Source organism: Duffyella sp. Ts4 (assembly GCF_051851875.1).
Classification (GTDB): Bacteria; Pseudomonadota; Gammaproteobacteria; order Enterobacterales; family Enterobacteriaceae; genus Duffyella; species Duffyella gerundensis.
The window spans coordinates 22,248-49,092 of sequence record NZ_JBLYPN010000008.1 but is presented as its reverse complement, the minus strand read 5'-3'; the positions used below and the strand labels follow the sequence as shown (position 1 = coordinate 49,092).

30 protein-coding genes, 3 pseudogenes and 1 other annotated feature are annotated in these 26,845 nt (G+C 50.9%); of the genes and pseudogenes, 17 read left to right on the top strand and 16 right to left on the bottom strand.

Annotated features, from left to right (window positions below; all coding sequences use genetic code 11):
• Positions 1-143: 143 nt before the first annotated feature.
• From ACJY2L_RS13325 to ACJY2L_RS13285, 9 genes are all read right to left on the bottom strand, one after another.
• Entirely contained in the window at positions 144-986 is an 843-nt protein-coding gene (locus ACJY2L_RS13325) for a colicin-like pore-forming protein (protein ID WP_439214285.1), read from the bottom strand.
• Positions 987-1,238: 252 nt separating this feature from the next.
• Entirely contained in the window at positions 1,239-1,583 is a 345-nt protein-coding gene (locus tag ACJY2L_RS13320) for a hypothetical protein (protein ID WP_439214284.1), read from the bottom strand.
• A 235-nt stretch (positions 1,584-1,818) separates the two neighbouring features.
• A complete protein-coding gene (locus tag ACJY2L_RS13315; protein ID WP_439214283.1) occupies positions 1,819-2,049 on the bottom strand; it encodes a hypothetical protein in 231 nt (76 codons plus the stop codon).
• A 126-nt stretch (positions 2,050-2,175) separates the two neighbouring features.
• Positions 2,176-2,706 carry a serine acetyltransferase gene (locus ACJY2L_RS13310; RefSeq protein WP_439214282.1) on the bottom strand — a complete coding sequence of 177 codons (531 nt, stop codon included), beginning with the start codon at positions 2,704-2,706 and terminating at the stop codon, positions 2,176-2,178.
• A gap of 125 nt (positions 2,707-2,831) precedes the next feature.
• A complete protein-coding gene (locus tag ACJY2L_RS13305) occupies positions 2,832-3,767 on the bottom strand; it encodes a hypothetical protein (protein ID WP_439214281.1) in 936 nt (311 codons plus the stop codon).
• A gap of 121 nt (positions 3,768-3,888) precedes the next feature.
• Positions 3,889-4,251 carry a hypothetical protein gene (locus ACJY2L_RS13300; RefSeq protein ID WP_439214280.1) on the bottom strand — a complete coding sequence of 121 codons (363 nt, stop codon included), beginning with the start codon at positions 4,249-4,251 and terminating at the stop codon, positions 3,889-3,891.
• A complete protein-coding gene (locus tag ACJY2L_RS13295) occupies positions 4,251-4,433 on the bottom strand; it encodes a hypothetical protein (protein ID WP_439351297.1) in 183 nt (60 codons plus the stop codon). The genes ACJY2L_RS13300 and ACJY2L_RS13295 overlap by 1 nt, the downstream gene beginning before the upstream one ends.
• Positions 4,434-4,552: 119 nt before the next feature.
• Positions 4,553-4,777, bottom strand: a complete 225-nt coding sequence (locus ACJY2L_RS13290) for a hypothetical protein (RefSeq protein ID WP_439214278.1) — start codon at positions 4,775-4,777, stop codon at positions 4,553-4,555.
• Between the two features lie 2 nt (positions 4,778-4,779).
• Complete coding sequence (locus tag ACJY2L_RS13285; protein ID WP_439214277.1) at positions 4,780-5,460, bottom strand: hypothetical protein; 681 nt, start codon at positions 5,458-5,460, stop codon at positions 4,780-4,782.
• 357 nt (positions 5,461-5,817) lie between these two features.
• Here ACJY2L_RS13285 and ACJY2L_RS13280 point away from each other — a divergent pair, with 357 nt between their 5' ends.
• Together ACJY2L_RS13280 and ACJY2L_RS13275 are read left to right on the top strand one after the other, a co-directional pair.
• Positions 5,818-6,159 carry a type II toxin-antitoxin system PrlF family antitoxin gene (locus ACJY2L_RS13280; RefSeq protein WP_439214276.1) on the top strand — a complete coding sequence of 114 codons (342 nt, stop codon included), beginning with the start codon at positions 5,818-5,820 and terminating at the stop codon, positions 6,157-6,159.
• A gap of 20 nt (positions 6,160-6,179) precedes the next feature.
• Positions 6,180-6,668, top strand: a complete 489-nt coding sequence (locus ACJY2L_RS13275; RefSeq protein ID WP_439214275.1) for a type II toxin-antitoxin system YhaV family toxin — start codon at positions 6,180-6,182, stop codon at positions 6,666-6,668.
• Between the two features lie 137 nt (positions 6,669-6,805).
• Here the strand turns inward: ACJY2L_RS13275 and ACJY2L_RS13270 are convergent, their stop codons facing one another.
• Positions 6,806-7,183 (bottom strand): hypothetical protein, encoded by a 378-nt coding sequence (locus ACJY2L_RS13270; protein WP_439214274.1) that lies wholly within the window; start codon positions 7,181-7,183, stop codon positions 6,806-6,808.
• A 798-nt stretch (positions 7,184-7,981) separates the two neighbouring features.
• Here ACJY2L_RS13270 and ACJY2L_RS13265 point away from each other — a divergent pair.
• Positions 7,982-9,184 carry a multidrug effflux MFS transporter gene (locus ACJY2L_RS13265; RefSeq protein WP_439214273.1) on the top strand — a complete coding sequence of 401 codons (1,203 nt, stop codon included), beginning with the start codon at positions 7,982-7,984 and terminating at the stop codon, positions 9,182-9,184.
• Positions 9,185-9,191: 7 nt separating this feature from the next.
• Here the strand turns inward: ACJY2L_RS13265 and ACJY2L_RS13260 are convergent, their stop codons facing one another.
• Both ACJY2L_RS13260 and ACJY2L_RS13255 read right to left on the bottom strand, forming a co-directional pair.
• Positions 9,192-9,872, bottom strand: a complete 681-nt coding sequence (locus ACJY2L_RS13260; RefSeq protein ID WP_439214272.1) for a nitroreductase — start codon at positions 9,870-9,872, stop codon at positions 9,192-9,194.
• Positions 9,873-10,120: 248 nt separating this feature from the next.
• Entirely contained in the window at positions 10,121-11,170 is a 1,050-nt protein-coding gene (locus tag ACJY2L_RS13255) for an alpha/beta hydrolase (RefSeq protein WP_439214271.1), read from the bottom strand.
• Between the two features lie 250 nt (positions 11,171-11,420).
• On the opposite strand from ACJY2L_RS13255, the gene ACJY2L_RS13250 reads away from it, so the two are divergent.
• The 9 genes from ACJY2L_RS13250 to ACJY2L_RS13210 all read left to right on the top strand — a co-directional run bounded on the left by ACJY2L_RS13250 (position 11,421) and on the right by ACJY2L_RS13210 (position 19,916).
• Entirely contained in the window at positions 11,421-12,587 is a 1,167-nt protein-coding gene (locus ACJY2L_RS13250) for an aldo/keto reductase (RefSeq protein WP_439214270.1), read from the top strand.
• Between the two features lie 14 nt (positions 12,588-12,601).
• Positions 12,602-13,282: a heavy metal response regulator transcription factor gene (locus ACJY2L_RS13245; protein ID WP_439214269.1), complete on the top strand. Its 681-nt coding sequence runs from the start codon at positions 12,602-12,604 to the stop codon at positions 13,280-13,282.
• Between the two features lie 14 nt (positions 13,283-13,296).
• Positions 13,297-14,754 carry a heavy metal sensor histidine kinase gene (locus ACJY2L_RS13240; protein WP_439214268.1) on the top strand — a complete coding sequence of 486 codons (1,458 nt, stop codon included), beginning with the start codon at positions 13,297-13,299 and terminating at the stop codon, positions 14,752-14,754.
• A 64-nt stretch (positions 14,755-14,818) separates the two neighbouring features.
• Positions 14,819-15,298 (top strand): (R)-mandelonitrile lyase, encoded by a 480-nt coding sequence (locus tag ACJY2L_RS13235; protein ID WP_439214267.1) that lies wholly within the window; start codon positions 14,819-14,821, stop codon positions 15,296-15,298.
• A complete protein-coding gene (locus ACJY2L_RS13230) occupies positions 15,276-16,037 on the top strand; it encodes a carboxymuconolactone decarboxylase family protein (protein WP_439214266.1) in 762 nt (253 codons plus the stop codon). Before ACJY2L_RS13235 ends, ACJY2L_RS13230 begins: the two co-directional genes overlap by 23 nt.
• A 9-nt stretch (positions 16,038-16,046) precedes the next feature.
• On the top strand, positions 16,047-16,631 hold the full coding sequence (locus tag ACJY2L_RS13225; RefSeq protein ID WP_439214265.1) for a flavodoxin: 585 nt from the start codon (positions 16,047-16,049) through the stop codon (positions 16,629-16,631).
• 107 nt (positions 16,632-16,738) lie between these two features.
• Positions 16,739-17,803: an alpha/beta hydrolase gene (locus ACJY2L_RS13220; RefSeq protein WP_439214264.1), complete on the top strand. Its 1,065-nt coding sequence runs from the start codon at positions 16,739-16,741 to the stop codon at positions 17,801-17,803.
• Between the two features lie 245 nt (positions 17,804-18,048).
• On the top strand, positions 18,049-18,900 hold the full coding sequence (locus tag ACJY2L_RS13215; protein ID WP_439214263.1) for an aldo/keto reductase: 852 nt from the start codon (positions 18,049-18,051) through the stop codon (positions 18,898-18,900).
• Positions 18,901-18,926: 26 nt separating this feature from the next.
• Positions 18,927-19,916: an aldo/keto reductase gene (locus tag ACJY2L_RS13210; protein ID WP_439214262.1), complete on the top strand. Its 990-nt coding sequence runs from the start codon at positions 18,927-18,929 to the stop codon at positions 19,914-19,916.
• 34 nt (positions 19,917-19,950) lie between these two features.
• On the opposite strand, the gene ACJY2L_RS13205 is transcribed toward ACJY2L_RS13210, so the two are convergent.
• The gene (locus ACJY2L_RS13205; RefSeq protein ID WP_439214261.1) at positions 19,951-20,844 is read right to left on the bottom strand and encodes a LysR family transcriptional regulator; all 894 of its coding nucleotides are present in this window, start codon (positions 20,842-20,844) and stop codon (positions 19,951-19,953) included.
• Between the two features lie 148 nt (positions 20,845-20,992).
• Here ACJY2L_RS13205 and ACJY2L_RS13200 point away from each other — a divergent pair.
• A pseudogene (locus ACJY2L_RS13200) lies at positions 20,993-21,776 on the top strand (SDR family oxidoreductase).
• 34 nt (positions 21,777-21,810) lie between these two features.
• On the opposite strand, the pseudogene ACJY2L_RS13195 reads toward ACJY2L_RS13200, so the two are convergent.
• A pseudogene (locus ACJY2L_RS13195) lies at positions 21,811-21,927 on the bottom strand (helix-turn-helix domain-containing protein); the annotation flags it as partial.
• A 50-nt stretch (positions 21,928-21,977) separates the two neighbouring features.
• On the opposite strand from ACJY2L_RS13195, the pseudogene ACJY2L_RS13190 reads away from it, so the two are divergent.
• Together ACJY2L_RS13190 and ACJY2L_RS13185 are read left to right on the top strand one after the other, a co-directional pair.
• Positions 21,978-22,886: pseudogene (locus ACJY2L_RS13190) on the top strand (DUF4158 domain-containing protein); the annotation flags it as partial.
• 50 nt (positions 22,887-22,936) lie between these two features.
• Positions 22,937-24,147, top strand: a protein-coding gene (locus ACJY2L_RS13185; protein WP_439214260.1) for an IS3 family transposase whose coding sequence is annotated in 2 segments (ribosomal slippage) — positions 22,937-23,222 and positions 23,222-24,147 — 1,212 coding nt in all. Because the reading frame shifts where the segments join, the coding sequence is not laid out codon by codon here.
• Positions 23,215-23,331 (top strand) — a sequence feature (AL1L pseudoknot). (Overlaps the previous gene by 117 nt.)
• Positions 24,148-24,243: 96 nt before the next feature.
• Here ACJY2L_RS13185 and ACJY2L_RS13180 read toward each other — a convergent pair.
• Positions 24,244-24,468, bottom strand: a complete 225-nt coding sequence (locus ACJY2L_RS13180; RefSeq protein ID WP_439214259.1) for a hypothetical protein — start codon at positions 24,466-24,468, stop codon at positions 24,244-24,246.
• 225 nt (positions 24,469-24,693) lie between these two features.
• Positions 24,694-25,044: a methyl-accepting chemotaxis protein gene (locus ACJY2L_RS13175; protein WP_439214258.1), complete on the bottom strand. Its 351-nt coding sequence runs from the start codon at positions 25,042-25,044 to the stop codon at positions 24,694-24,696.
• A gap of 327 nt (positions 25,045-25,371) precedes the next feature.
• Here ACJY2L_RS13175 and ACJY2L_RS13170 point away from each other — a divergent pair, with 327 nt between their 5' ends.
• Entirely contained in the window at positions 25,372-25,683 is a 312-nt protein-coding gene (locus ACJY2L_RS13170; RefSeq protein ID WP_439214257.1) for an ArsR/SmtB family transcription factor, read from the top strand.
• Positions 25,680-26,810 (top strand): MFS transporter, encoded by a 1,131-nt coding sequence (locus tag ACJY2L_RS13165; RefSeq protein ID WP_439214256.1) that lies wholly within the window; start codon positions 25,680-25,682, stop codon positions 26,808-26,810. The genes ACJY2L_RS13170 and ACJY2L_RS13165 overlap by 4 nt, the downstream gene beginning before the upstream one ends.
• Positions 26,811-26,845 lie beyond the last annotated feature (35 nt).

The following is a 26,845-nucleotide window of genomic DNA, read 5'->3' as shown; positions in this document are numbered from 1 at the left end:
ATGATATAAATCATATTGTTAGTTAATTACTGGCTGTGATGCGGTCGGAAGGAAAGTTGCTACTAAAATGATATCTACGGATACGGAATTTGGTGCGTAGACAGTTCTGTTAAATTTCGCCAGATATTGGCTCTCTTTGATGGTCAAAAAATGAGCCTAACGTACAATAATTTTCGATATCCAAACTGACCCCCATAGGATGAGTACTGCACTGAATTTAGCGCATTGGCAATCGCGTTACGGTCAGCCACACCAAACTTGGTAGCAAGAGAATTTTTGTAATTCTCAAAAGCAGCCAGTGCCTGATCAACATTACGCAGGGTTTTACCCGTCGCCTGATTAGCAAACTCTTGTGCCAGTGCGGAAGCTTGTTGGCTATATTTAGCAGTAACTTCAGTCAAAAATTCAGCAGTGAACTTAACCGCATCTTCCACGGTTGTATTTTGCTGGGCGCGGCCTTGGAGCGTGTAGTCAATAACAGCTAATTCGATCTTAGCCTGTATTGTTGCTTGCTTTGCTTTTGTGATCCGGGTTCCAGCCTGCTTACTATTTGCATAAACAGCATTGTCAGCAATGATTTGTTTCAACGCAGCAACGCGAGCATCAGAAACATCACCTTGATAAGTAGAGGTTCCGTTTGGAGTGCCACTACCATTACCACCAGCAGGAGGATTGGCAAAACCAAGATCTACGCCATAAGCGTCTCCTAAACCAAAGGTTGTAATGCCGATGACGTGACCATCCTCTCTCAAAAAGAACGCAGCAAAATCTTTCGGATTTAAGCCAAGGCTGCGAGCCAAATTCTCTCCAACAGATTGTGATACTGCCGTAGAGCCAGTTGTACTGCCTGTGCTTCCGCTACCGCTGCCACTTTCATGGTTACCTGAGTTACCATGACCGCCGCCGCCTGGCGCCGGACCACTACCGCTTTCTGAACTCCAGCCAGTACCATCGCCCTGACCGCCACCATAATTAAATCCAGGCATAACGCTCTCCTTCTCATTTGTTGATGAATTAACTACTGCTGAGTTACCAGCCATACCAGCTGACATATGCTTAAAAAAGCAAAAAGACTGTATTAATAAACATGTGTTTATATACAGTAAACGGATGATATGCCCTGAGATTTAAGGCGTCAACCCTGTGTGATAAAAAAGTTATGCTAATGTTAATTGCTTTGACGGGAGACAAATATTAGTTAATCAGCTGTCGATTTTTGCTGACTATAGTGAACGTCTTCACCTGCTTTCAGTGCGGTTAACTTCGTCTCGTAGGGCATCGTGTTCCCGCTCTGCGTCCAACAGTCGCTGTGCGAACATCATCAGGCCGTTATGGTGTGAGTATGCCGCCAGTTGGGCTTCTGTCTTCTCCAGTTGCGCCAGTAGTGCGCCCCACTGCTGCGCATGAAGACATGTCACCGCCTCGATAAACATTTCTGCTGCAGCGTCAGGATTACCCTCAAACGTGACGATGTCCTTATTCACTGTAAGCTGCGTTCGCGTACCGTCCGAACCGTTGAATGTGACCACCAGCGGCGCCGGGATAATAGGCAGGGAAAATGTCGCGCCGACGAAAGTGATCAATTCGCCGGCGTTCGCAGTTGTCGTGGATGCGGCCGCATCAGCAGTAGGGGTGTTTGATTTGGGTAGTCATGCTGGTGGCCTCTTAGTAAACGTGACGGCCAGGGTAAGGGGTTTGTGATTTAGGACGAAAGCGCATTATTCTGACGCAAACTCGACTGTTAATGTTCCACAATCCAGCATACCGAACTGCTTTTTATCAGGCGCTTTTGCTTCGTAGAACGGAACCAGCCAGATCTTATTCAGAGGCTTCACTCCAGTTTTTCCAAGCATTGGGCTGTTTGAGTCGTGCGCTTAGTACGGCTTCTTTTGCCTGGTCATTTGTGTATTTTTCACACTCTTCCAGATTTGAAACGCTGTAATACTGAGCTCCAGTTCTGAGATAAACCAGCGTACCGACACCACCCAGGGCTAATAAAACGCCACCAGCTAATACCAAAGCGATCCCTTTTGCTGCTCTTCCTGCCATAACGCCCTCGCTTACAGATATCCATTAGGCAATATTAAACAGACCACCAGCCAGATAGCTGGTGGTCATTCAACATCAGGATGATGCGCCGACGCGCTTTTCTTTATCCGTCAGGCCGCTGGTCATTTACGCCCTCTCCACGAGCTCTGTAGTCTTGCGGGTATATACGGTGCAGTTGTCAGGAATATCTTTGTTGATAAAGCTCATTGCACCGACGGTAACGTTGTTTCCAATAGACAGAGCGTCAGCAATGACACAGCTGTTTGAGCCAAGGAAAAAGTTATCACCAATGACAATAGATCCGTCCTTACCCTTCCCACTGTTTCCTATTACGGAGTTTTGCGTGAGCTTCATATTACGTCCGGCCACAACGCGCTTAGTGACCACGACTCCAACATGATGTGCGATGCTCAAGCCCTCACCAATCTTTGCACCCAGCATGATATCGCACGCAAAGCGGGCTTTAATTCTTGAGTGAATGCGGTACGCCATGCGGCGGTGTCCGTTTTCATAAAGAAAACTGGCTAAACGCCACCAGAAAACGAACTTTAGTCCCGGCTTGTTACGGAGCCTTGTTGCAAGCCGAATCCAGGAGAACTTTTTCTCAGTACCGATAACTTCTACATGCCAAAAGCGCTTTAATTGCGCGTACTTCATCCCTGTTTCCTCCCTGATTAATTCTGCACTATACGACTGCGCTTTCACGTAAAAACGTATCGCCGCATTTACTGCAGTACCACTGCCTTTCGTAGTTCGCCATCGCCCTGCGACGGTTATGCCGGTTAAGGTGTGCCACCAGCGCGCTTCTCTTCATCCGTCAGGTAGCGCACCTTGCGGGTGTAATCTTGACCGCGAAACAGTAGCGGCTCATCGGGATTATTCAGATACTTTTGCCATTCGCTTAGCGGGAAACCACCGTGAGCACCAATCACTTCTTTTGGGATAACAGACGGTGTGCCACCAATCTTTTTGGATACCGGCCAGTTAGTCCAGTCACCCAGGTTAACCGTCTGGTAGTCGAGGAAATCCAGGGCGGCAGAAAGCGGAGGCTGATCAGTAGGTGGCTGATCATCCGGGAGCGTTTCCCAGGTGTCGTTAAACAGGTTTACCCACAACGGGCAGAGCCTCTGCCATGTGAAGTAGGTAGCCGCCAGGAACGCGCTATTAACGTGCTGTTCCAGACCAGGCCGCACGCTGTTAGCGTAATAGGCTGGCACGTTCTGATAACCGCGCTTTTCAAACTTCGCGCCCATACGTCCGTTGCGGAAGCATGAGTAGAGGCTGAATTTCTCCAGCTGGTAGCTTGGCATTTTCAGAAGGTTTAAATCTGAGTCAATCATCAGAACGCCGGTTGAGTCCGGGCTGGCTGATAATGGAGCCTGCATTTTCAAAAGGCGGCTTTTGTAAATCTGCGCATAGCGATGCGATGGATTCGGGATCTGAATATCCAGTGTCACTACCCGCGCCTTTTCCGGCAGATCAGTGAATGCGGTCGCAGGCTGATCGGTCACGATAACTATTTCGCGTAAATCCGGCGCATAGCGTGCTGCGAACCTGGCGCTAAGCATGGCTTCTTCAACGAAATCAGCGCCTACAGTCGGGATGACAACGCTCGATATATCATTGCGGCTGTTTTTACCGGCAACCTGCGCGTAAGGGATGTTGTGGCGCGACGTGATGCGCCGGTAGTCCTTTGAGAACCGTTTTAGAAAATTCATTATTATTCCGTTTTAAAAGCGATAAGCAGTATTAAGGCCATTTAACTTAATGGCTCATTAAGTAACAAGTATTGCCAATCTGTTTGTTTATTGTTTAACCGTTATATGATTTATCTGGTGCTTAACGCCATTTAGGCAGGCCCAGCTGATCAAACTCAACGTAAAGCGGGGTGCCAGTGCTGTGCCGATGCCCCACCAGCGACTCCCGGCGATCTGGTATCTCGTCAAACTCCACGGCGGTTTTATACAGGTGAACCGCCTCAGCCGGATCTTCAAAACACCAGCGATACTGATAAGAGTCTGTAGGGCTGATACCCATACAGACACTTAGTGTGTACAGCAGCTGCATAAGACCAGCCCAGCTGCCGTCCGGTAACTGGCGGGCATGGATGATGCCGCATTTAGTGGTGAGATAGTCGTGTACTTCACTCTCCGGCCAGTTCTCAAATGAGTGCCAGCCATATTGTCTTAGCCGGTCGTCCATCAGCGCCCGGATGCCTGCTTATTGCTGGTGGCCAGCGCGGGGGTTTGCGATGGCTGGCGAATGATGTAGGTCGGAAACTCAATACTCGCCGCCTTATCGTGAAACAGCGGCATTTTGCGTGCCTCTGCGCCACCAGCAGCGGCGATCTCAACAATTCCTGCCGGGTTGCCCGTAAATATCACTGAATCGCTCTGCAAGCGCCTGAGCGACGCTGTAGCAAGCGGGATCTAAATCTGTACTTCCATCAGGCTGCTGCTGCATTTTGAAGCCGTGCGCCATAAACAGCGCCCTGATTTCCTGTTTAATCACTGGTGTTCTTATCCTGTAGCTTTGCGTCAATTGCCGACTGGCAAACCGCATCAAGGTGATGCTGAATCCACTCTGACAGCTTCATCCCTTCCCGCCGTGCCTGCGCGACATAGCGGTTTTTAACTTCAGGAACAACGCGCATCTGAATCTGAGCCGTCGCGGGGGCGGCTCGTTTAACTGAGTTTAAAGCCCGTGGATCGCGTGCTTTATCGGTCATAATTAGCCTCGATTAACTGCCCCTTCTGCCGGGGCATATTTGTCGTAAACATCGGTGAAAAACTCGATGCAAAATCCCAGGGCGCAATCCATTTCCTGAATGGCTTCCAGCGCATCGAGCGGGCTTCCATCGCACTCATACAGTGAGAACTCATATGGCAGCGTAAAACGCGCTGTCGTAATGTTTACCATGAATGGCAGGTTATATTGCTCTGCCTTTTCCCCCATCTGCATCTGCCATTCAAAGGCTATCTGATATTCGCCTTCGGTATCTGTCATGGTGGCTGTGCCGGTAACGGTATCAGCTGTGTGCGCTGTCACCGCAATCTGTTGAGGTTCCCACCAGTCCAGTTCAAACATGTTGTTAAGCGTCATCTTGTGCGCTGGTGCGATGCCTGGACGCCAGCCTGATTTAAGGATGAAGTTGAAGTGGTCAAGGTAGCCCAAGTTAACCTCTTCAAAGGTGCATTCATCGCCAATGTAGCCAAAGCAGAGGTGGTTACGCAGCCAGACAATGGTCGCCAGGTCGGTGCAGCTGGTGGCAATCAGCTCGTAATTGGTTTTGATATCCGCATAGGCTTCAGCTGAGACAAAACCGGGCCTATTGCTCTGCTCGATCAGGCCAGTGAGGGTGTAAGACATGTGCTGGATAGCGGCGGTAGCGGTCATTGAAGAGATAGACATGAAATTATTCCTTAGTGCCTGGAGCCGCCAGGGCGGTGACGCTAAAACAGCGCCATGAAGTGCAATATACAGTTACTTGCTTTGCTTGTCAATACAAGCAAAGCGTATGCATTAAGTAATGCAGCCGCATTGTGCAATGCACTTGCATTACCAATGCACATGCATTACACTTGCTTTGATCAATAGAGAAATCCCATCTCTGGCGACTTATCTCTAAAGGAAAACCCCCAGCGGCTTAGCTAACCGATGCTTCTCAATATGAGAACTCTGGGTAAATGAAATCGAAAATACTCCAGCGAATTGACTATTCGCACCCCCTCATTACATAGGGGGAATGAGAGTAAAGAGGGTTGACTCATGGCTACTCAAACTTATAAAGCGGACGTGTCTCTGCGCGCTGAGTCTCGACTCACTGAACGCAGCCAGACAACAATCCCAGCAGCAATACGCGATGCTTTGCATCTCAAGCCAGGCGAGTACATTAAGTACACCCTGCTTGCAGGCGGTAAAGTCATCATGTCCCGACAGGAAGATGAACACGACGATCCAGTAGTATCGAAGTTTCTGAGTTTTCTTGAAAAAGACATGGAGAAGAACCCCCAGAACATTCATGTAGTACCGGTGTCTGTTTGGAAAAGTATCAAAGCATTAACAGCTGGAGTTGAAGTCGATTTAGACGCGCCGCTTACTGATGATTAACTAATATAAGGCGGTGTTAAATGGAAGGTTTAGAACTAAACGGTTGGAAAATCTGCTTTCACTCATGCTTTTTGAATCAGATTGAAGAACTCGTTCAGAAGGTTGCAGAACTCAGGGCTGCAAAACCGGATGAATATAAGGGCAAGAAGGAAACAAAGCTCTTACGAGCTATTGAGCGTGTAATAGAGGAATGTATAGCTGCTAACCCTCTTGATCCTCAATACCGGCAGGGTGACACTTTAGGCGATGAGTTTAAACACTGGTTTCGCGTGAAGTTTTTACAGCAGTTCCGTTTGTTCTATCGCTGTAGTGCAGAGCACAAGACCATTGTAATTGGTTGGGTAAATGATTTTGACACGCTACGCGCTTATGGATCTAAGACAGATGCTTACAAGGTATTTGCAAAGATGCTGAAAGCTGGCGATCCACCGGACGATTGGGAAATGCTTCTTAGTGAAGCTAAAGCAGCCACTGCCGATACTGAAATTCCAGGTTTCCTGGCTAAATAAACAACCTACAGAGTCTGCTATGGTTCATTTGTGGCCCCAAATGAACCGTGTCGGACTCTGTGCCGATCTTAGCGACCAAACAATTATGTTATCAGCTTGCGGCATAAGCCAGCATTGATAAGAATGTGATATACGGCTTACCCAGAAAACCGGATAGAAGAGAGCAAAGCATACATAAACCCAATGCTCCACAACATAGCAATGATAAAACCTATCCAAACAACGCATTTTACTAAAGGCTTAATTCCAGGTGGTGTGCTCCATGGCTTTGAAAATGCAGAAAGAAGCCAGATAAATAGCATTACTATACAGCAAAGGCCAGCTAATCCAGCCAAAGTTAAGATCGATATCCCTAAGACATTTTCTACATTCAATCTATTATTGTTAGCAGCGAAAGCCAACACACCACCAGCGACTGATGCCACTGATAATCCGACGAGGGATGCTATATCAGCGATAACAGCCAGCCTCTCTTTCGCATCCCCATTTTTCAACGCTTCAATTATTGATCTCATGTCTATTAGCTTCCTGCCCTTCACAAAAATATAGTTAAACGGTTATCTGATAATTATGCGTTAACGAGCAGCCCACGCATAACAGTTAGACTAACAATCTTGCCAAACGCGAAAGCCAAATTAACAATCTACCTCAGTAAGTTGAAGCTCATGTTCAAAATCAGCGGGCTTAATCACCCCCTCTGCAAAAGCAAGGCGCATAGCGATGTTGCTGCGGCCGCGAGAAAGTAAAAATGCTACTGCGCCGGCACAATGTGCCTCTCTGCCGGAAGGGTTGTAACCCTCCCCGTCTTCATCCTCTTCTCCGCCATTCAGGTGCGTAGTTTTGTGGCAGTAGAAGGAGGAATAATCGTCACGCAGCAGGTGCGCCTTGATGTCCTCAAGGCGTCCGGGATTCAGCTCGATGCCACCAGCTTTGAGGAACGGGCAGTTAGCGCAGGGTGCTTTGAGCCGGAAGAATTTGCGCAGGTTGGGGTCCGCTTGGAAAACGGAAATTATCCTACGCTAAGACTAACCGACGGCTTTATGACGAAATCTTGCTTATATTAGAAAGGGGGATGCTGTTTTATGATCTGATGATTCATGCCCCTGTCTGCAAACACAAATCGATCCTGAAACGGAAACGTTACCTCCCTTTAAGGCACTAAGATAAGCGCCTGTTCAAAACATTCTTTCACTACCATTGCAATTCACAATATTAATGAATGTCATTCATAGTCCCTATCCTTCCACCTGTGATTATCCGCATGAAAAAACCCGTTAACATGCCCCTTATCTCTTCATGTCCAACGGATCCCCATGCTTAATCAACAGGCACAAACACAGTCAGCTACAGCTAAAAAAACCGGTCTCTCGTTTCTGCTCATTCTCAGCGCCCTGATGGCTGTTACCTCTTTATCAACCGACATTTATCTTCCGGCTATGCCCATCATGGCGAAAGATTTACAGGGTGATGCAGAGCTGACAATCACAGGGTTCCTTATCGGCTTTTGCATTGCACAACTGATTTGGGGACCGATTAGCGATCGTTATGGGCGTCGTCTGCCGCTGTTTATCGGGTTAGGTCTGTTCATCATCGGCTCGGTGGGCTGTGCGTTATCAACAGATATCGTGCAAATAGTCTTCTGGCGTGTTTTTCAGGCATTAGGTGCCTGTACCGGACCGATGTTGGCACGAGCAATGATCCGTGACCTGTTTAGCCGCACTCGTGCAGCACAAATGCTTTCGACACTGATGATAATCATGGCCATTGCGCCCATTGCCGGGCCCCTGATCGGCGGGCAGATGATTAAAGTCACCTCGTGGCATGCCATTTTCTGGCTGCTGGCGATTATCGGAACATTAATGCTGATGTCTTTATTCTGGTTACCCGAAACATTACCTGCTGAAAAACGCTCGCAAGCCTCTGTAACCAGAGCTTTTCACAACTACTATGCCTTGCTCACCAACGCCAGATACATGCGGTTTACTTTGTGCCTGACGTTCTACTACGTTGCAGCCTACGCATTTATCACCGGCTCTCCGTTCGTGTACATCACGTACTTCGGTGTTGACCCGCAGCATTACGGTTGGCTGTTTGCAGTAAACATTGTTGGACTGATGGCAGTGAGCATGATCAACAGACGTCTGGTTCACCGCTATCCACTGGAAGCGTTGCTCAGGAATGCCGTATTCGTCGCCACTATTGCGGCAATAGTGCTGGCGGCCACCACCGGCCTGGGCGTAGGTGGAATTACCGTGATTGTCGGCGCTGTGTTCGTATTCTTCTCCATGAATGGCATCATCGCTGCAACATCCACGGCTTGTGCACTTGATGCAGTACCTAATGTTGCAGGCTCCGCGTCGGCGCTAATGGGAGCGTTACAATACGGCAGCGGTATCATCTCTTCACTTCTTCTTGCTCTGTTCAGTGATGGCACACCATGGACGATGGGCTGGATAATTGCGTTGTTTACAGCAGCCAGCGCCCTGATGGCACTGACCGTTCAGATAAAAAAATAAAACTTCGTTATTGATGCCAGACGACACTTTCGGCTAGAGATACCCGCCCTTCCCTGTAACTCAGGGAGGGATGCGTTTTATCTGGGATCCCAAAAGAAATACCGTAAAGCAGCCTGAAACTCTCTGGAACATTTAATATTCGACGCACCGTTTGGGCAAAATAACTCAGCACTGCCTGTGGAACGCCTGCGTAACCGCGAGCTGCCAGGGAAAGCAGGAATGTCTGCGCATACATACCGGCGTCCGAGGCTACGCGAACGTTGTCCCCTACAGCAGGAATGAACAGCAGGGCAACATGAGGCGCGCCGAAAAATCTCACATTACGCTCGACCACTTCTGAGCGACTTAAGTTATCCCCCCGCGCAACGCCCAGCGCCTGATAGTACGAGCGCCCCTGCTCCGAAGCCCGTTGCCTGAATAGCTCGGGATAAGCTTCTTTATCAAACGTAAAATCAAGACTGTAGTTCCCAGCCCTCAAATCTTCCGTCAGTGCGTGGCTTAATTCACAAAGTTTATCTCCTGCAACGATATGCAGGGACCAGGGTTGAGTATTGCAGTTGGATGGTGCGCATTGCGCTTCGAGCAAAATGTCTTTGAGGATATCGCTGGGGATGGGAGATGGAAGAAAGGCTCTTGCCGAGTACCTGTTTTTTACTACCTCACTAAATGTTGGCTCTTGCGTACTCATTTGTTTCTCCACCTGAAAGTAATTTGAAGTGAATGATTAATTCTCTCCCGATCCATTCTGTCACATCAGGCTCATCGTTTTCATTCCCTGCTCCAGATTAGGTCTATGAATTCCATTCATAGCGTCTATTTAAGCAACGTAATTATCTTTAACCGCAACTTCGTTAATCTGAGTCTATTGCGTGAATACGTGGCTACAGCTGATGGACATACCCCAGCCTGCATAGCTGGGGCATCATCGGAGTATAACTAAATATTCTTATCGAAGAAGACGTCTAACTTTTGCATTGCCTGGTCAACGTATTTAGGCACCCAATACGTCTCGATATGGGTAGCGCCATCGATCAGGAAGAGTTCTTTGTCTTTCGTTCCGGTGGCTTTTGCGAACGCATCTTCAGTCATATAGAGCGTATCCGCGTTTGTACCGGCAATCATCAGCAGCGGTTTATTGATGAGATTGATATGGTCCGTTACGTCAAAGCTCATCAAGTCTAACAGGCTGCCTGTAGTGTATTTAAACGTAGAGTTCGGATGGGCGTGGGTTTTCCAGTAATACTCGTAGCCCTGGCGATACAAGGCAAAAGGTAATTTAGCAATCTGTTCATCAGTCAGGTTGGCATCGCCGGAGTAAAGCACTTCTCCTCCGGCGGCTTCCTGAGCACGTGCGTCAGAAGCCTGCTGAAGACGCTTCTGGATAGTATCCAGCTGTGAATCCTGCATGCCGTTGCGGCGCACAAGGCCTGAATTAAACATGCTGATGGTGGCTATCGATTTGAACCGTTTGTCCGTCTCGGCAGCAACGAGTGAATAACCGCCGCCACCGCAAATGCCCAGTAGACCAAGGCGGGCGGTATCTACGCCAGGATACTGGCTGATGTAGTCAGCCATGCCGTGGACATCCTCAATACGGTTAGCCGGTTTATCCACGCTGCGAGGCATCCCACCGCTGGCGCCCTGATAAGCCGCGTCGGCGGTAATCGTGATGTAGCCCTGTTCGGCAAGACGCTGGGCATACAACCCGGCGACCTGTTCTTTTACGCCACCATTAGGATGCGCGACCACCACGGCAGGGTATTTTTTGGCGGGATCATAGTTAGCAGGGGTATAGACATTCGCAGCAATCTGGATGCCATGCAGATCGTATTTCACCGGATGAATGTTGACCTTGCCTTTGACGTTCTCGGTGATGGCACCGTCATAGACGAGTGTGAATGGATTTTTTTTGTAATCAGCCGCATTGACTGAGGTCACTCCAGCCATTGCCGTGAGTAGCATTGCACTGATAAGCATGAATTTCATGGTCTCTCCCGATGAATGTCGACCTGGTTATACAGGCTCGCGGAATCAAATTTGCAGGCTCAGATTAGGCGAAGAGGGCTGTCAGCATCGTGACAGGGAAATAACATTTTTGTCAGGAAACAGGCTGGGATGGGGAAGCATTTCTGACAGCGCTGTCAGGTAACCGTCAGCTTTATGTTGGCAATCCGAAGGCAGAATGGTCTCGCTTAAATGAGATTCATGTTCAATTTTCTGAGAAACGGAGCGATCAATGAAAAGCCAGAATGCCCCAACAATGCCAGAGCGGCGCAAGCTATTAGTCGCTGGCGCCGGTATTGCCGCCGCCTCGCTGATTCCCCACGTATCGGCGGCGAACCAATCCTCTCAGGTCGATTCATCCAGACAATCCAGCCAACGCTCTTCAGTTCCTGGCAAGCGTAAACTCGGGAAGCTGGAAGTTTCTGCCGTCGGTCTGGGCGTGCAGAACATGAGTCGCAAATACGACACCTCCGTTCCCTGGCGTCCCGAGATGATCAATGTTATCCACCGGGCATTTGATGAAGGGGTGACGTTTTTCGACGCAGCTGAAGCCTACGGCCCGTTTGAAGTCGAAAAAATTCTCGGGGAAGGCGTCGCCCCCTTCAGGGACAAAATCGTTATCGCCACCAAGTTTGGCTGGAACATTGATCAACAGACGGGAAAGCGTCTGCCGGGCCTTAACAGCAGGCCGGAGCATATCAGGCAGGTCGTCGAAAACATGCTCAAACGCCTGCGTACGGATCGTATCGATTTACTGTATCAGCACCGGGTTGATCCGCAGATCCCAATCGAAGATGTCGCCGGTGTGGTTAAAGATTTAATGGAGCAAGGAAAAGTCCTGCACTGGGGTCTGTCTGAAATGGGCATCAACACGTTGAGACGCGCCCATGCCGCATTACCCGTTACCGCCGTGCAAAGTGAATACTCCATGCTCTGGCGCGGCCCTGAAAAACAGGTGCTTCCGGTGTGTGAAGAGCTGGGCATTGGGTTCGTGCCATGGAGTCCACTCGGCGTGCAGTTTTTAACGGGCTGGATTGATGAGAGTACCCGGTTCTCTGCCGGTGATTTCCGCGCGACAGAAACACGCTTCTCGCCTGATAACCTTCCACACAACTTACAGCTGGTTGAGCTACTGAAGTCCTGGGCAATACGAAAAAATGCCGCGCCGGGGCAGATTGCACTGGCATGGCTCCTGGCCCGTAAAGCCTGGATTGTTCCCATCCCCGGCACCACCAATAAAGACCATATGCTGCAAAACACAGCGGCTACCACCGTGTCGCTAACTTCCGCTGAGATGACCGAGCTCACCCGTTCACTGGATGTGATCCCTATCCAGGGTCAACGTCTGCCGGATGCTGTGCAGGTTTATTCTGATGTTGAAGCACCGTTGAAAAGTTAAGAGGAAGTCCCGTTATGCGCCTGTTGTTAGTCGAAGATGAAGAAAAAACGTCAACCTATCTCTCCCGTGCGCTGGGTGAGTCCGGATTTACGGTAGATGTCTCTGCGGATGGCGCTGAAGGTCTTCATTACGCGCTGGAGTTCGACTACGACGCGATAATACTGGATGTGATGCTGCCGGGGATGGACGGCTACCGGGTACTTGAGGGTGTGCGGGCAGCCAAACAAACGCCGGTGCTGATGCTCTCGGCACGGGGATCGGTAGACGAGCGTGTTAAAGGGCTGCGTCTTGGCGCGGATGATTATCTGCCCAAGCCCTTTTCGCTTATTGAGCTGGTTGCACGTATTCAGGCCCTGGTGCGTCGCCGCGCTACGGATGGCGCAGACATCACCCAACTGCAAATTCACGATCTGCATCTCGACTTACTGGCTCGCCGCGTATTTCGCGCCGGAACACGCCTGGAGCTGACCGCAAAAGAGTTTTCCCTGTTGAGCCTTCTGGCCCGGCATCAGGGTGAGATTCTGTCAAAGATGATGATTGCGGAGCAGATATGGGACATGAATTTTGACAGCGATGCCAACGTGGTTGAAGTGGCCATCAAACGACTTAGAGCCAAAGTGGATGCCCCGTTCGATATCAAACTGCTGCATACAGTTCGTGGCATGGGGTATGTCCTCGAAGTCCGGTCAAAATAATGAAGGGGATAAGCATGTTTAATCGTTCCATCTCCGTTCACCTCGCACTGATGTTTGCCTTATCCGCGTTGCTGATTGTGTCCGTTATCGGCATCCTGCTCAGAAGCTCCCTGCATGATTCTTTACAGAAGCAGATGCACAACGAGCTGCTCTTCCGGGAATCATTAATGAGTCCGTGGATCACCGCACGCACCTCGGCTGACGGCTGGTCTACACTGGCCAATAAATTCACCGTGTTAACCAATTCTGAAGGTGAACGCGTTCGCTACTGGATAGTGAGCGATAATCCGCGCTTCAGCATGGGGGGGATACCTCCGGTAGGTGTTCAGTGGTCTTCATTACAGGAAGGCTTTAATAAAGTGCCCGGTGCATCAGAAGGGGCATGCTCGCTGTTCCTGTTAGTGAAAACTATCCCAGCGAACGGTGAAAGGCCTCAGCTGCGCTATGTGGTTGCCATCGACTCCACGCCGTACATGGGCACACTCGATGCCTTCACGCGTACATTGCTGATCATTACCGCACTGGGCGTCGTGATTGTCGCCTTACTGGGATACGTCGTTTCAAGGATCGGTCTTCGACCCGTTGTGGCGCTCAGTAAACAAGCCCGGCAACTCGCTCCCGGGGACCATGGTCAGCGTCTGAATACCCTCGATTTGCCCGAAGAGCTGCAGCAACTGGCATCATCATTTAACGGCGTGTTAGAGCGTCAGGAAATCGCCTGGCGTCAGCTCGAAAGCTTTAACGCCGATGTTGCGCATGAACTCCGGACCCCGCTGACTAACCTGATTGGTCAGACGCAATTGGGTCTCTCACGCCGCCGTTCGCATGATGAACTGGAGGAGTTACTGGGTTCCAATCTGGAAGAACTTGAACGCATGACGTCGATAGTTAACGACATGTTGTTCCTGTCTCATGCACACGCGGGTGAGCATGCTTCCCAGCTCACGCAAGTGTCCCTGCGGGAAGAAACCCTGAAAACAGCGGAGTATGTGGAACCCTCTTTTGCAGAAAAACAGCTTTCTCTGGATGTGGGGGGCGACGTCACCGCACACATCGATCGACGATTGTTCCACCGCTCACTGGCCAATTTACTGGAAAATAGCGCAAGACACTCACCATCCAATAGCACGGTTACGGTGCGCTTAAGCGAAAAAGGTCATCAGGCCTGTGTTGAAGTTTCAAACCCGGGCGATCCGATAGCGCCAGAGCACTTACACCGGCTTTTCGAGCGGTTCTATCGCGTTGACACCTCCCGAGCCGGGAGCGATACCCATCATGGGTTGGGCCTGTCGATCGTGCGTGCCGTCGCCATTATGCACAGGGGGGACGTCTTTGCCCGTAGTGAAGGTGGCATCAATACATTTGGCCTCACCTTTGCGATACAAGTCGATAAAGCGTCGGGCAACGCTCACTCCGGCGCTGAGCCGGGACCGGGGTTAACTGACAGAATTGTCAGGGGGGCGTCAGCCTGACGTCACTACCCCCTCGATAAAATCATCGCAGGCAATCTCCTCTTCATTGATAAGGACACTTTGCATGATCGGGCATTTACGTTACCTCGGGCTGTTACTGCCCCTCTTCACATTTTCATCCTGGGCAGCGGAGCAAAATCCTGCTGTCCATATCGCCCCCGCAGGAAGTCAGAACGCGGTGTACGGGCCAGTGGAGAATTTTACCGGACGTGTCCGTGTTGATCCTCTCTTCAAACCGGATAACGACATCAGTGTTTCCGGGGCTTATGTCACGTTTGAACCCGGCGCTCGTTCCGCCTGGCATACGCATCCGGCAGGTCAGCGGCTGATTGTGACTTCAGGTGTTGGGCTTACCCAACAAGAAGGCCAGCCGGTGCAGGTTATCCGTGCCGGTGACGTTGTCTCTTGCCCGGCGGGCGTCAAACACTGGCACGGGGCGGCACCCGGCAGCGCGATGACGCATCTGGCGATAACCGGGATCGTGGATGGCAAAAGCGTTAACTGGATGGAGAAAGTGACAGATGAACAATACCACGCCCATTAAAGCATTAGCGGCAGCGGTACTGCTGACCTTTGGTTTTGGTCTCGCGGCACATGCTGCGCCCGTCAATAAAGGAGCCTCAGAAATGAATCACGAACAAACGGTTTCAGATACGCTGTCCGCTCGCCAGCAGGCTATCCCGTTGATTGCGGCATCGATGGCCAGCAGTCAGATGGATAAGCTGAATGCAGCCCTGAATCAGGGTCTTGACGCAGGACTCACGATAAACGAAACCAAAGAGATTCTCGTCCAGCTTTATGCCTATACGGGCTTCCCCCGTACCCTGAATGCGCTTAGCGAACTGATGAAGGTCGTCGAAGCACGTAAACAACGTGGTATCAAAGACGTTGAGGGTAAAGAACCGGTTGCCCCGATCCCTGTCGGGGATGAGCTTCGCCGTGCCGGTACCGCAAACCAGACGAAGATCTCAGGCGCTCCCGTCCAGGGCCCGCTGTTTGATTTTGCCCCGGTGATTAACCAGTTCCTGCAAACGCACCTGTTTGGCGACATTTTCGCCCGCGATAACCTCGACTGGCAAAGCCGCGAGCTGGCAACGGTTGGCGCATTAGCGGCCACACCAGGCGTTGAAGCCCAGTTGCTATCGCATACGCGAGCAAGCATGCGGGTCGGCCTGACTGCAGCGCAGCTGCGCCAGCTGGCACTGGTTCTGCGTGAACATGGCGAAAGTGATACAGCTACTCGAGCTGAAAAGGCGCTGCAGCAGGCGCTCGCAAACCATTAGGAGTGGGTTATGGAGCATGATCCCAACCGCAGAATGTTAATCACCGCACTTGCCGGGCTCACGCTGGCGAACGTCTCCCTGGCATCGGCAGCCACCGGAACCGCAAACGCGCAGGGTAAAAGCCGTGTTCTGGTGGCGTACTTTTCCCGTAGCGGAAATACACGGGTGATTGCGGGGGTCATTCACCGTAGCCTGAATACCGATCTATTTGAAATCGAACCGGCTACACCTTATCCGGGAGACTATTTTCAGACCGTTGAACAGGCGAAAAATGAGCGTGAGCGGGGAGTAAAACCCGCATTAAAAAATAGCGTCGCAGATATCTCCCGCTATGAGACCGTGTATTTAGGCTTTCCCATATGGGGGACCAGCGTGCCGCCCGTAGTGCAAACATTTCTCAGCAGCCATAACCTTGCGGGAAAATTACTCATCCCCTTTATTACTCACGGTGGTTACGGCAAAGGAGACAGTGGCGATATTCTCGCAAACCTGGCCCCAACTGCCCGCCGGGAAAAACCGCTGGTCATTGAATGCGACCAGGAGCGAAGAACCACTGAAACGGTAACCAGTTGGTTAGAGACGATACGCAGTTAATCGTCCGCATTCATGAGTCTGCCAAATAAGGGCAATCAGGGGTGCTAAATAATGAATGCTGACAACTCAGATATGATTGAGCGGCAAACATAACAGAGGATGTAATCTTGAAGACAATCTTAAAAACGCTGGCCATCTGCGTGATGGCGGGTGGCCTGGTGGCTCAGTCGGTATACGCCGAGCCACTGGTTATTCAGGAACAGGGAAGCTTTTCTGCTGGCGGTACTATTATAACCGCACCAGGGAAATTTGACGCGAAAAAGCCGCTGGATTCTACAGGTCAAACTTATCATGGTGATCATGCCTCTGTGTTCTACCAGATCCCAGAGAATCCCCATAAATACCCTATTGTCATGCTGCATGGCGCAGGTCAGTTCTCCCGTACCTGGGAAAGCACTCCGGATGGTCGCGAAGGGTTCCAGAACATATTCCTGCATCGCGGATTCTCAACCTATCTTGTCGATCAGCCACGCCGGGGCAGCGCCGGGCGCACGACGGTACAAGGTACTGTTACGCCTAAACCGGATGAACAGATGTGGTTCAACCAGTTCCGCGTTGGCGTGTGGCCAGAGTATTTCAAGGGCGTTCAGTTCTCTCACGACAAAGAAGCTTTGAACCAGTATTTCCGTCAGATGACCCCAAATACCGGGCCGTTTGATATCAATGTCATCTCTGATGCGATGTCCGCAGTAGTGGATAAATCCGGGCCGGCTATCCTCTTCACCCACTCTCAGGGTGGCGGACCAGGCTGGTACACGGCGATGAAAAACGATAAGGTCAAAGCCATTGTTGCTTTCGAACCGGGCAGCAGCTTTGTCTTCCCGGAAAAAGAACTCCCAGCCCCTATGCCAAGCGCGTTCGACACGCTGAAGGGTGAGCCGGTGCCGATGGAGCAGTTTATGGCTCTGACCAAAATCCCGATTCTAATTATTTACGGCGATAACATACCGGATAAACCTGTCGCCATGCCCGCGCAGGACAGCTGGCGCGTAAGACTGGCAATGGCTCGTGAGTGGCGCGACGTGGTGAACAAGCATGGCGGAGATGTCACTGTGACGCATCTGCCTGAAGTGGGGATCAAAGGGAATACCCACTTCCCGTTCTCTGACCTCAATAATGTGCAGATTGCCGATTTGGTGAGTAAATTCCTGAAGGAAAAAAACCTGCAATAGGAAGAGCCAGTATTGAGCCTTCATTATTGAAGGCTCAATACAAACATCATCTTTATAAAAAATAAAGTGGCCTAATCCTGCCGAAAAAAAGTGTTGAATATGGCGGTTTGCTTTGCTCACAAAGCAGAGCGTCAGCCCTCCAAGGATTAATGAATACATCTAATAAACCCTAGTAAATTACCCCCCTAATAGAATAAATAACTTTGCGTTATGCTTTTCCTACACAACAGCTGAAGGATAACGTCATGCAAACTGTAAAACTGAACAACGGTATAGAAATGCCCCTTCTGGGCTTTGGTGTCTTCCAGATGATGGATGCCGCCGAATGCGAAAGAGCCGTGATTGATGCTATCGATACAGGATACCGCCTGATCGATACCGCGGCGTCCTACCAGAATGAAACCCAGGTCGGGAACGCACTGAAACAGACTGGTATCGCACGTAACGAACTCTTTGTAACGACCAAACTTTGGCTCCAGGATACCAATTACGAAGGTGCTAAAGCACAGTTCGAACGCTCCCTAAATCGGCTGCAACTTGATTACGTTGACCTGTATCTGATTCACCAGCCTTACGGCGATGTCCATGGGGCCTGGCGTGCCATGGAAGAACTGCAACAGGCAGGCAAAATTCGCGCCATTGGCGTCAGCAACTTCCATCCTGACCGACTGGCCGACCTTACCGCCTTCAACAAAGTGGCCCCTGCGGTGAACCAGATTGAAGTTAACCCCTTCAACCAGCAGCTGCATGCCGTTCCATGGAATCAAAGCCGTGGCATTCAGCCGGAAGCCTGGGCACCGTTTGCTGAGGGTAAAAATGGCCTGTTCCAGCATCCCGTGTTAACGGCAATTGGGCAGAAGTACGGCAAAAGCGTGGGCCAGGTTGTGCTGCGTTGGATCTTCCAGCGAGGCATCGTTTCACTGGCGAAATCGGTGCGTAAAGAACGCATGGCAGAGAACATCAACATTCTTGATTTTGAACTCAGCTCTGAAGATATGCTGCAGATTTCCGCCCTCGACACCGCAACCAGCGCCTTCTTCTCTCACCGCGACCCGGCGATGGTGGAATGGCTGACTGGCCGCAAACTTGATGTTTAAGTCGCGATAAAAGAGGTATTCATTCAATGCAAAAACGTTATTTGGGTAAATCCCGACTCGAAGTATCCGCGCTTGGGCTCGGTTGCATGGGCCTCAGCCACGGCTATGGCCCGGCGATCGATACCCGACAGGCTATCGAGCTCATTCGCGCAGCGGTTGAACGTGGCGTCACCTTCTTCGATACCGCTGAAGTGTATGGACCCTTTCTTAATGAAGAGGTTGTCGGTGAAGCCTTAAAACCATTTCGTGACCGTGTGGTCATTGCCACCAAGTTTGGTTTTACCTTTGGCGATGACAATAAGCAGCAGATTTTAAACAGCCGTCCGGAGCATATCCGTGAAGCTGTGGAAGGATCATTACGCCGCCTTAAGACTGATGTCATTGATCTGCTGTATCAACATCGTGTCGACCCGGATGTCCCCATTGAAGATGTTGCGGGTGCAGTGAAAGACCTGATCGCGGAAGGCAAAGTTAAACATTTCGGTCTGTCCGAAGCGGGTGCGCAAACCATTCGTCGTGCCCATGCCGTACAACCGGTCACTGCGCTGCAAAGCGAATATTCCATGTGGTGGCGCGAGCCTGAGCAGGAGATCCTGCCGTTACTGGAAGAGTTGGGCATTGGTTTTGTGCCCTTCAGCCCATTAGGCAAAGGCTTCCTGACAGGAGCGATTAAACCAGGAACAACGTTTGGCAAGAATGATTACCGCAGCACCGTGCCGCGTTTCGCCGAACAGGCGATTGAAGCCAATGAAAAACTGGTCTCATTACTGGGTGAGCTGGCGGCAGAGAAAGGTGTGACGTCTGCGCAAATTGCGCTGGCATGGTTGCTGGCACAAAAGCCGTGGATTGTTCCTATCCCTGGTACCACCAAACTACACCGGCTGGAAGAAAACCTGGGGGCTGCCGACATCATTCTTTCGCAGGATGACTCACGGCAGATAACCCAGGCGCTTGAAACGATTAAAGTCGTAGGCGAACGTTACTCTCCTGAGCATCAGGCTCGCACTGGCCGTTAATGCCCCGACGGGTCCGCAGCGATTGGCGGACCCGTTATTCTGAGTAGCGAAGGGCATCGATCATCAGCGCAAAAGCGGGCGGATGCTGCTTACGGCTGGGGTAGTAAAGATAATATCCGGGGAAAGACGGACACCAGTCCTGCAGAACCTGAATAAGCTCTCCTGACTTTATATAATCCTGCACCCTGTCTTCAGGTATACAGGCGATGCCAAAACCGGATAAAGCCGCATCAATCCTTTCCGCCTGCAGATTAAACGTTACCTGTCCTTCCACTCTGACCCGTAACGGTCTCCTATTCTTCTCAAACTCCCAGTGGTAAAGACCACCGGCCGTCGGCAGGCGCATATTGATACACCGATGGTTTTGTAGCTCGTGCGGTGTTTCTGGGACGGGGTTAGCAGCAAAATAGGACGGTGCTCCCACCACTGCCATGCGCATTTCCGGTCCAATCCTCACCGCGATCATATCCTTATCTACGCTTTCGCCCAGGCGGATCCCGGCATCAAAACGCCCCTCAACAATATCGACAAAACCGTTATCAACCACCAGTTCGAGATTAATTTCCGGGTATTCCCTGAGAAAGGGCTTTAGCTTAGGCCATACCAGACTTCGCGCTGCATGCTCCCCGGCAGATAAACGGATATTGCCGGAGGCAGTGCCGTTCAGTTGAACAAGCGATTCCAGCTCCTGCTCAAGATCGGCAATACGGGGTTCAAGGCAGGCGATAATTCTCTCACCGGCTTCTGTGGGGGCAACGCTTCGGGTCGTGCGAGTCAGAAGGCGGATATTCAGCCTTTCCTCCAGGGCCTTCATCGCGTGGCTGAGTGCAGACTGAGAAACCCCCAGTTTACCCGCTGCTTTGGTAAAACTTCGCTCCCTCGCTACCACAAGAAAGATTTGTAGTTCGTTGAAGTTTTCTTTGAGCATCGGCGATTTCCTTATGGAGACATTCCCTTCAACGCGCACTCATGAAGGGTGTTCATAGACACAATCATTTTAGCCCCATTACTGACAATAATGATAATTGATATTCTGACTGTAGAGAAAATAAGTCTGAATTATCAGAAGGTTTATCATGAAAATACTCATTGCAGGCGCGACCGGAAGTATTGGTCTTCATGTCGTGAATACCACTATCGAAATAGGTCATCAGCCCGTGGCGCTGGTCAGAAATAAACGGAAAGTAAAATTACTTCCGCGAGGAACGGATGTTTTTTACGGCGATGTTTCAATGCCTGAAACACTTACCGATTTGCCGAAATATTGATGCCATCATCTTCACTCTCGGTTCCGATGGCCAGGGGCGTATTGGGGCCAGAGCGATAGATTACGGCGGTGTACGTAACATTTTACGACTATTCAGGGATACGCCTGTACGCATCGGCTTAATGACCACGATTGGCGTGACTGAACGGCTCAGCACCTGGAATCAACGCACTGAGGTTCATGACTGGAAAAGACGTGCCGAACGTCTGGTCAGGGCGAGTGGCCATCCCTATACCATCGTCAGGCCCGGCTGGTTTGACTACAACAATGATGATGAGCACAGAATCGTTATGCTCCAGGGGGATCGACGCCATGCAGGAACGCCGGAAGATGGTGTGATATCCAGAAAACAAATCGCCCAGGTTCTGGTCAGCGCGTTGAGTAACGATGCAGCCACAAATAAAACGTTTGAGCTGGTCGCTGAGCGAGGGGAGGCACAACTGGATTTTACCCCTCTCTTTAGGGACTTACAGGCAGATAACCCTCAAAAAAATGATGGCGTTTTAGATTTGAACAACATGCCTTTCAGTGAAGAACCTGAGTGCATTATTAACGAGCTAAATCTGTTTTCAATACACGTAAAATCAATCTAACGCCTTTGACAATTTGGTCAAACAGAGACCAGTCTTATGGCAGTTTAGATCCGGTCTTTACCCTAAGTATGGTTTGACGGGTAGTTCTAAACTCTCGGGCAATGGCGCTGATGCTTAAGTCTAAATTAATACGCTCAATAACGACCTGTTTCGGTCAGGGCAAGAGATAACGTAAATAAACTATATGCAGAGGAAGCATTTATGCCACGGAGACAAATACTCAGTAGTGAAGAAAAAGAACGCTTGTTGGTTGTGCCGGAAGATGACGTTCTTCTGACGCGCATGTGCTTTTTGAGCGAACATGACCTCGCGCTTATTAATAAACATCGCAGACCAGCTAACCGCCTGGGCTTTGCTGTTTTACTTTGCTATTTGCGAGGGCCAGGATTTCCACCCGACAATAATGAGTCCTCTCACTACGGGGTTGTTTCCCGGCTTGCGGCTCATTTGAAACTTCAGCCTGATCTGTGGGCAGAGTATGCATCAAGAGAGGTCACCCGCTGGGAACATCTGGCTGAACTCTACCGCTACCTTGAGTTATCCCCCTTCAGCCGAGCGCTGCAAAAAAACTGTATTCGCCACCTTTATCTCCACGCCATGCGTACAGACAGAGGTTTTTTACTTGCGGAAGAAATGCTCTCCTGGCTCCACAATAATAAGATTATTTTCCCCTCTGTTGAGGTGATCGAACGAACCCTTGCTGAAGCAACAACGCTTGCTGACAGAGCGGTTTTTTCTGCGCTGACCGAGCAGCTTGAACCGGGACAAAAAGCGGCACTGGACCGCCTGCTGGTATCTGAGGGAGAACAACCTTCAAGACTGGCCTGGTTGCTTCAGCCTCCGGGAAAAATAAACGGCAAAAATGTCCTGCAACATATCGACAGGTTAAATGCGATAGAGTCGCTGGCACTGCCTGACGGTATTGCGCTTGGCGTGCATCAGAACCGGCTCCTGAAACTCGCACGTGAAGGCAGGAAAATGAGTAGCCGGGACCTGGCAAAATTCGCGGATGTTCGCCGTTATGCCTCGCTGGTTTGTATCATATCGGAAGCCAGAGCCACCCTGACTGATGAAGTTATTGATCTGCACGAGCGTATTCTGGGCAGTCTGAACCGCCCCGGTAATCCTGGAGACTACACTCTTTGAGAGAGGTAACCAGGATGACAAAACATAACCGATTTCCCCCTGAAGTTCGTCAACGCGCTATTCGTATGGTTCTGGAAAACCAGAATACCTACAACTCACAATGGGCCGCTATCTGCTCCATTGCCCCTAAGATCGGCTGCACTCCCGAGACATTGCGTATCTGGATCCGTCAGCAGGAGCCCGTTGATGATGAGCAGAATGCGCTGACTGCCAGCGAACGCCAGCGTCTGAAAGAACTGGAGCGGGAAGTCCGCGAGCTGCGCCGCAGCAATGATATTCTGCGTCAGGCTTCAGCGTATTTTGCCCAGGCGGAGCTCGACCGCCACTGGAAAAAATAATGCCGCTTCTGGAAAATCTGAGCGGTGAACACGGGGTCGGGCCAGTCTGTCATGAGCTGGATATTGCTCCGTCAACGTACTACTGGCATCAGCAACGCCGGGAGTGTCCTGAACGACGCAGTAGTCGGGATAAACGCGATGCCGTGCTGATACCTGAGATACAGCGCGTATACGAAGAAAACTACAGCGTTTACGGTGTGCGTAAGGTCTGGCGACAGCTAAAACGTGAAGGTGTCGGCGTTGCCCGCTGCACCATTGAGCGCCTGATGAAAGCCCTGCAGCTACGTGGGGTGACACGCGGCAAAAGTGTCAGAACCACCCGCAGCAACAAAGCCGAAACACCGCAGGATCGGGTGAACCGGCAGTTCGTGGCTGAACGGCCCGATAGTCTTTGGGTGGCCGATTTTACCTACGTCAGCACCTGGCAGGGGTTCGCATATGTGGCCTTCATCATTGATGTGTTCGCCGGTGTTATCGTGGGCTGGCGGGTCTCATCCACGATGGAAACGTCGTTCGTGCTGGATGCACTGGAGCAGGCGCTGTGGGCCAGACGCCCGAGCGGTACCATCCATCACAGCGACAAAGGTTCGCAATATGTGTCACTGGCGTACACGCGACGGCTGCAGGACGCGGAGCTGCTGGCTTCAACAGGCAGCACGGGCGACTCATATGACAATGCGATGGCAGAAAGTATCAACGGGTTGTACAAAGCGGAGGTGATCCACAGGCAAAGCTGGAAAACCCGACAGGATGTTGAGCTGGCTACGCTGAAATGGGTGGACTGGTACAATAATCACCGATTGATGGAACGGACCGGATATATCCCGCCAGTGGAGGCAGAAAAAGCCTATTACGCTTCGCTGAATGACCGGGATGTGGCAGCCTGATCACTCAGGCAAAATACTCTCCAGGAGAACCGGAGCGGTTCAATCACAACGGCCAAATCCGTTTTTATAACCAATTACGCTCTCTTTATTAAAAACTCATGGGTTACGAGTCGGCAGCAGTAGGCGCAAAAGCTCAAGGCATTCATCTTCATTTGCCTCATCTTCTGAAGCAACAATAAAGGCAAGCAGCCCGATGCAAAGTGTATGGCGCGTGAGCCTTTTCTGGTCATTGAGGATTGCCTTGATAACAATGCCCAAGACTTCCTGCTGGCAGGGCGTCAGCGCGCCATTGAAATAGCGAGCGATAACATCCGTGCTCAAGGTGCTGTACCTTTGTTCCGCCATGGTGACATCCAATTTGAACTGCATGGTTACATATACAAACAGTATGAAGTTATACAGGCCATATACGTTTGTATAGGTTTATTTGCCTTAAGGAAAAATAATTATCTGTAATTAGCTTTGCCCTTTAATGAGCGCGATAACGCTAATTAAGATGAGCATAATCAGTTGTGTGGGCATGACCGCATCTGGGATGCGTTAACGTTAGCCAGTCTGATCTGACTCCTCCGTGGAACTTTTAATGCGTATCTGCAGGCGGGAGATCTGACCGGTAATATCAGCTGTTCTTTCAGCGAGTGAACGAATCGCGCTGCTAATCACGGAAAAACCTCTTCCATGAGCGCCGGCCCGGGCTGCCTCAGTGCTGGCATTGAGTGAAATTAGTTTGATCTGGGCAGCAACACCGTACTGGCGAACAATGTCTGCGATTTCCTCTACTGTCAGGGCGCCGTATGTATCATATTCCGGATTAACCCAGTATGTGTGGGCATAACCGGGTGACGTTGTGGTCGAAGCCGAAACAGTTTTTTCAACACTCAGAAAAAATGAGCGCACATTCTTCTCATACGCCACCGCTGCAGGACGATTTTATTGGTGAGTCAGTCCTGTCCTTATAATCCATATCGGGCAGTTAACGTTTTCTGAAACCGTATGCACTTTTATGCTCAACTCAAAACCAAGAATTTCCGCTTCTGGCACATAAGGGGCTTCTTGTAGGCCGCTGTCCGCTATGAGCGAAAAGCGGACGTTCAATTTGTAATAGAGGTCGCGTGAACTGCTTGAATATGCATTGCCGCCATTATGGAATGTAATAAACAAGGTTGACTGTTCGGTACTTACCGAACCATTATTGTTCTGCATTTACCGAACAGTAGAGGTTTTATGACTCGCGCCTATCAACATCCGACTCCAGAAGAAGTTAATCTGTCACAAGTGCTTTTTGCTTTAAGTGACCCCACACGACTGCAAATGGTCCGTATTCTCGCCGGCCGGGAATATGTTAACAGCCTCGATCTGGCACCAGACATGCCTAAATCCACTGTAACGCATCACACTGGTACGTTGCGCAAGGCGGGTATCACCCACACACGTCCTGAGGGCCGCAACTGCTGGATCAGCCTACGGCGTGATTTATTGGCCTCCAGATTCCCCGGGCTTCTGGAGGCCATCCTAAACCAAGAATTAACCTCATGATTTGCCTGTTATGGCCGCTGATACTTGGAGGTTTTTCGTTTGGCCTGGATGCCTATGTTCTGGCTGGGCTCCTGCGGGGCATGGCCCGGGATTTACAAACTACACAGGCTATGGCCGGACTTGGCGTTGCGTTGTTTACCGTGGCTTATGCAGTCAGTGCGCCTGCTTTATCTTCTGTTTCGACACGTTATTCGACCCGGACCGCCCTGCTGGCAGGTCTTGGCCTTTTTACCGTAGGCAACGTAGTGACAACGTTCGCCCCCACACTGAAAGTGTTATTCCTCTCTCGTGTGATTGCCGGGGTTGGGGCCGGTTTATATTCACCGCTGGCGACAGCGAGCGCTGCCGCCATGGTTAAGGCATCCCAACGTGGCCGGGCGCTTTCCCTGATACTGGCAGGGTTAAGTGTCGGGACGGCCTTAGGCGTGCCTTTCGGGTTATTGCTCGACGCACACTTTGGCTGGCGATGGACCCTCGGGTTAATTGTTCTGTTGGGCGTTCTGGCGGCATCAGGGGTAGCAGGGGCCGGCGCGTTCCCAACCCTGACGCCGGTCAAATGGAAAGAACGACTCAGTGTATTAACTGAACCCTTTATCCTCTCCACCCTGGCCGTGACGCTGTGCACCGGCATCGCATCACTGGGGCTCTATACCTATATGGCTGAAGTATTATCAGCCCGGGCGATGGGGAGTTTTACCGGCAGCTTTATATGGCTCTGGGGGCTGGGGGGGATGGCCGGGGCATTATTCATTGGCAAAGCGATTGACCAGCACCTGACCTCTGCCAGGGCGACGTTAATACTGCTCATGCTGTCGGGAACAGGCTTTGCGTTAATGGGGTATGCTCCCGTGGCGCTGGCAGGGATGGGGTGTTTTGTTTGGGGGATGTGCGGGTGGGCCAGTATGGCACCACAACAGCATGTGCTGGTGTCTTATGCGCCAAAACAAGCCGCAGCCTCTGTCGCCTGGAATTCATCAGCGAACTATCTGGGCAGCGGCATCGGCGCAGCGCTGGGCTCTGCGGCCCTGAATTCAGGCATACCAGCCAACGGGTTGCCCGCTGGCGCGATGAGAGCCATACTGCCGGCATTAATGCTTCACACGCTCAAACGCCGTCACCTCAGATGAATGGCTTCTGACCGGGAAGCCTTCTACGCCCCCGG

Bases quoted from the DNA above. Each gene is read 5' to 3' on its own strand.
- ACJY2L_RS13325 (WP_439214285.1), bottom strand. From the start codon at position 986: ATGCCTGGATTTAATTATGGTGGCGGTCAGGGCGATGGTACTGGCTGG.
- ACJY2L_RS13315 (WP_439214283.1), bottom strand. From the start codon at position 2,049: ATGGCAGGAAGAGCAGCAAAAGGGATCGCTTTGGTATTAGCTGGTGGC.
- ACJY2L_RS13310 (WP_439214282.1), bottom strand. From the start codon at position 2,706: ATGAAGTACGCGCAATTAAAGCGCTTTTGGCATGTAGAAGTTATCGGT.
- ACJY2L_RS13305 (WP_439214281.1), bottom strand. From the start codon at position 3,767: ATGAATTTTCTAAAACGGTTCTCAAAGGACTACCGGCGCATCACGTCG.
- ACJY2L_RS13300 (WP_439214280.1), bottom strand. From the start codon at position 4,251: ATGGACGACCGGCTAAGACAATATGGCTGGCACTCATTTGAGAACTGG.
- ACJY2L_RS13290 (WP_439214278.1), bottom strand. From the start codon at position 4,777: ATGACCGATAAAGCACGCGATCCACGGGCTTTAAACTCAGTTAAACGA.
- ACJY2L_RS13285 (WP_439214277.1), bottom strand. From the start codon at position 5,460: ATGTCTATCTCTTCAATGACCGCTACCGCCGCTATCCAGCACATGTCT.
- ACJY2L_RS13280 (WP_439214276.1), top strand. From the start codon at position 5,818: ATGGCTACTCAAACTTATAAAGCGGACGTGTCTCTGCGCGCTGAGTCT.
- ACJY2L_RS13275 (WP_439214275.1), top strand. From the start codon at position 6,180: ATGGAAGGTTTAGAACTAAACGGTTGGAAAATCTGCTTTCACTCATGC.
- ACJY2L_RS13270 (WP_439214274.1), bottom strand. From the start codon at position 7,183: ATGAGATCAATAATTGAAGCGTTGAAAAATGGGGATGCGAAAGAGAGG.
- ACJY2L_RS13265 (WP_439214273.1), top strand. From the start codon at position 7,982: ATGCTTAATCAACAGGCACAAACACAGTCAGCTACAGCTAAAAAAACC.
- ACJY2L_RS13260 (WP_439214272.1), bottom strand. From the start codon at position 9,872: ATGAGTACGCAAGAGCCAACATTTAGTGAGGTAGTAAAAAACAGGTAC.
- ACJY2L_RS13255 (WP_439214271.1), bottom strand. From the start codon at position 11,170: ATGAAATTCATGCTTATCAGTGCAATGCTACTCACGGCAATGGCTGGA.
- ACJY2L_RS13250 (WP_439214270.1), top strand. From the start codon at position 11,421: ATGAAAAGCCAGAATGCCCCAACAATGCCAGAGCGGCGCAAGCTATTA.
- ACJY2L_RS13245 (WP_439214269.1), top strand. From the start codon at position 12,602: ATGCGCCTGTTGTTAGTCGAAGATGAAGAAAAAACGTCAACCTATCTC.
- ACJY2L_RS13240 (WP_439214268.1), top strand. From the start codon at position 13,297: ATGTTTAATCGTTCCATCTCCGTTCACCTCGCACTGATGTTTGCCTTA.
- ACJY2L_RS13235 (WP_439214267.1), top strand. From the start codon at position 14,819: ATGATCGGGCATTTACGTTACCTCGGGCTGTTACTGCCCCTCTTCACA.
- ACJY2L_RS13230 (WP_439214266.1), top strand. From the start codon at position 15,276: ATGAACAATACCACGCCCATTAAAGCATTAGCGGCAGCGGTACTGCTG.
- ACJY2L_RS13225 (WP_439214265.1), top strand. From the start codon at position 16,047: ATGGAGCATGATCCCAACCGCAGAATGTTAATCACCGCACTTGCCGGG.
- ACJY2L_RS13215 (WP_439214263.1), top strand. From the start codon at position 18,049: ATGCAAACTGTAAAACTGAACAACGGTATAGAAATGCCCCTTCTGGGC.
- ACJY2L_RS13210 (WP_439214262.1), top strand. From the start codon at position 18,927: ATGCAAAAACGTTATTTGGGTAAATCCCGACTCGAAGTATCCGCGCTT.
- ACJY2L_RS13205 (WP_439214261.1), bottom strand. From the start codon at position 20,844: ATGCTCAAAGAAAACTTCAACGAACTACAAATCTTTCTTGTGGTAGCG.
- ACJY2L_RS13170 (WP_439214257.1), top strand. From the start codon at position 25,372: ATGACTCGCGCCTATCAACATCCGACTCCAGAAGAAGTTAATCTGTCA.
- ACJY2L_RS13165 (WP_439214256.1), top strand. From the start codon at position 25,680: ATGATTTGCCTGTTATGGCCGCTGATACTTGGAGGTTTTTCGTTTGGC.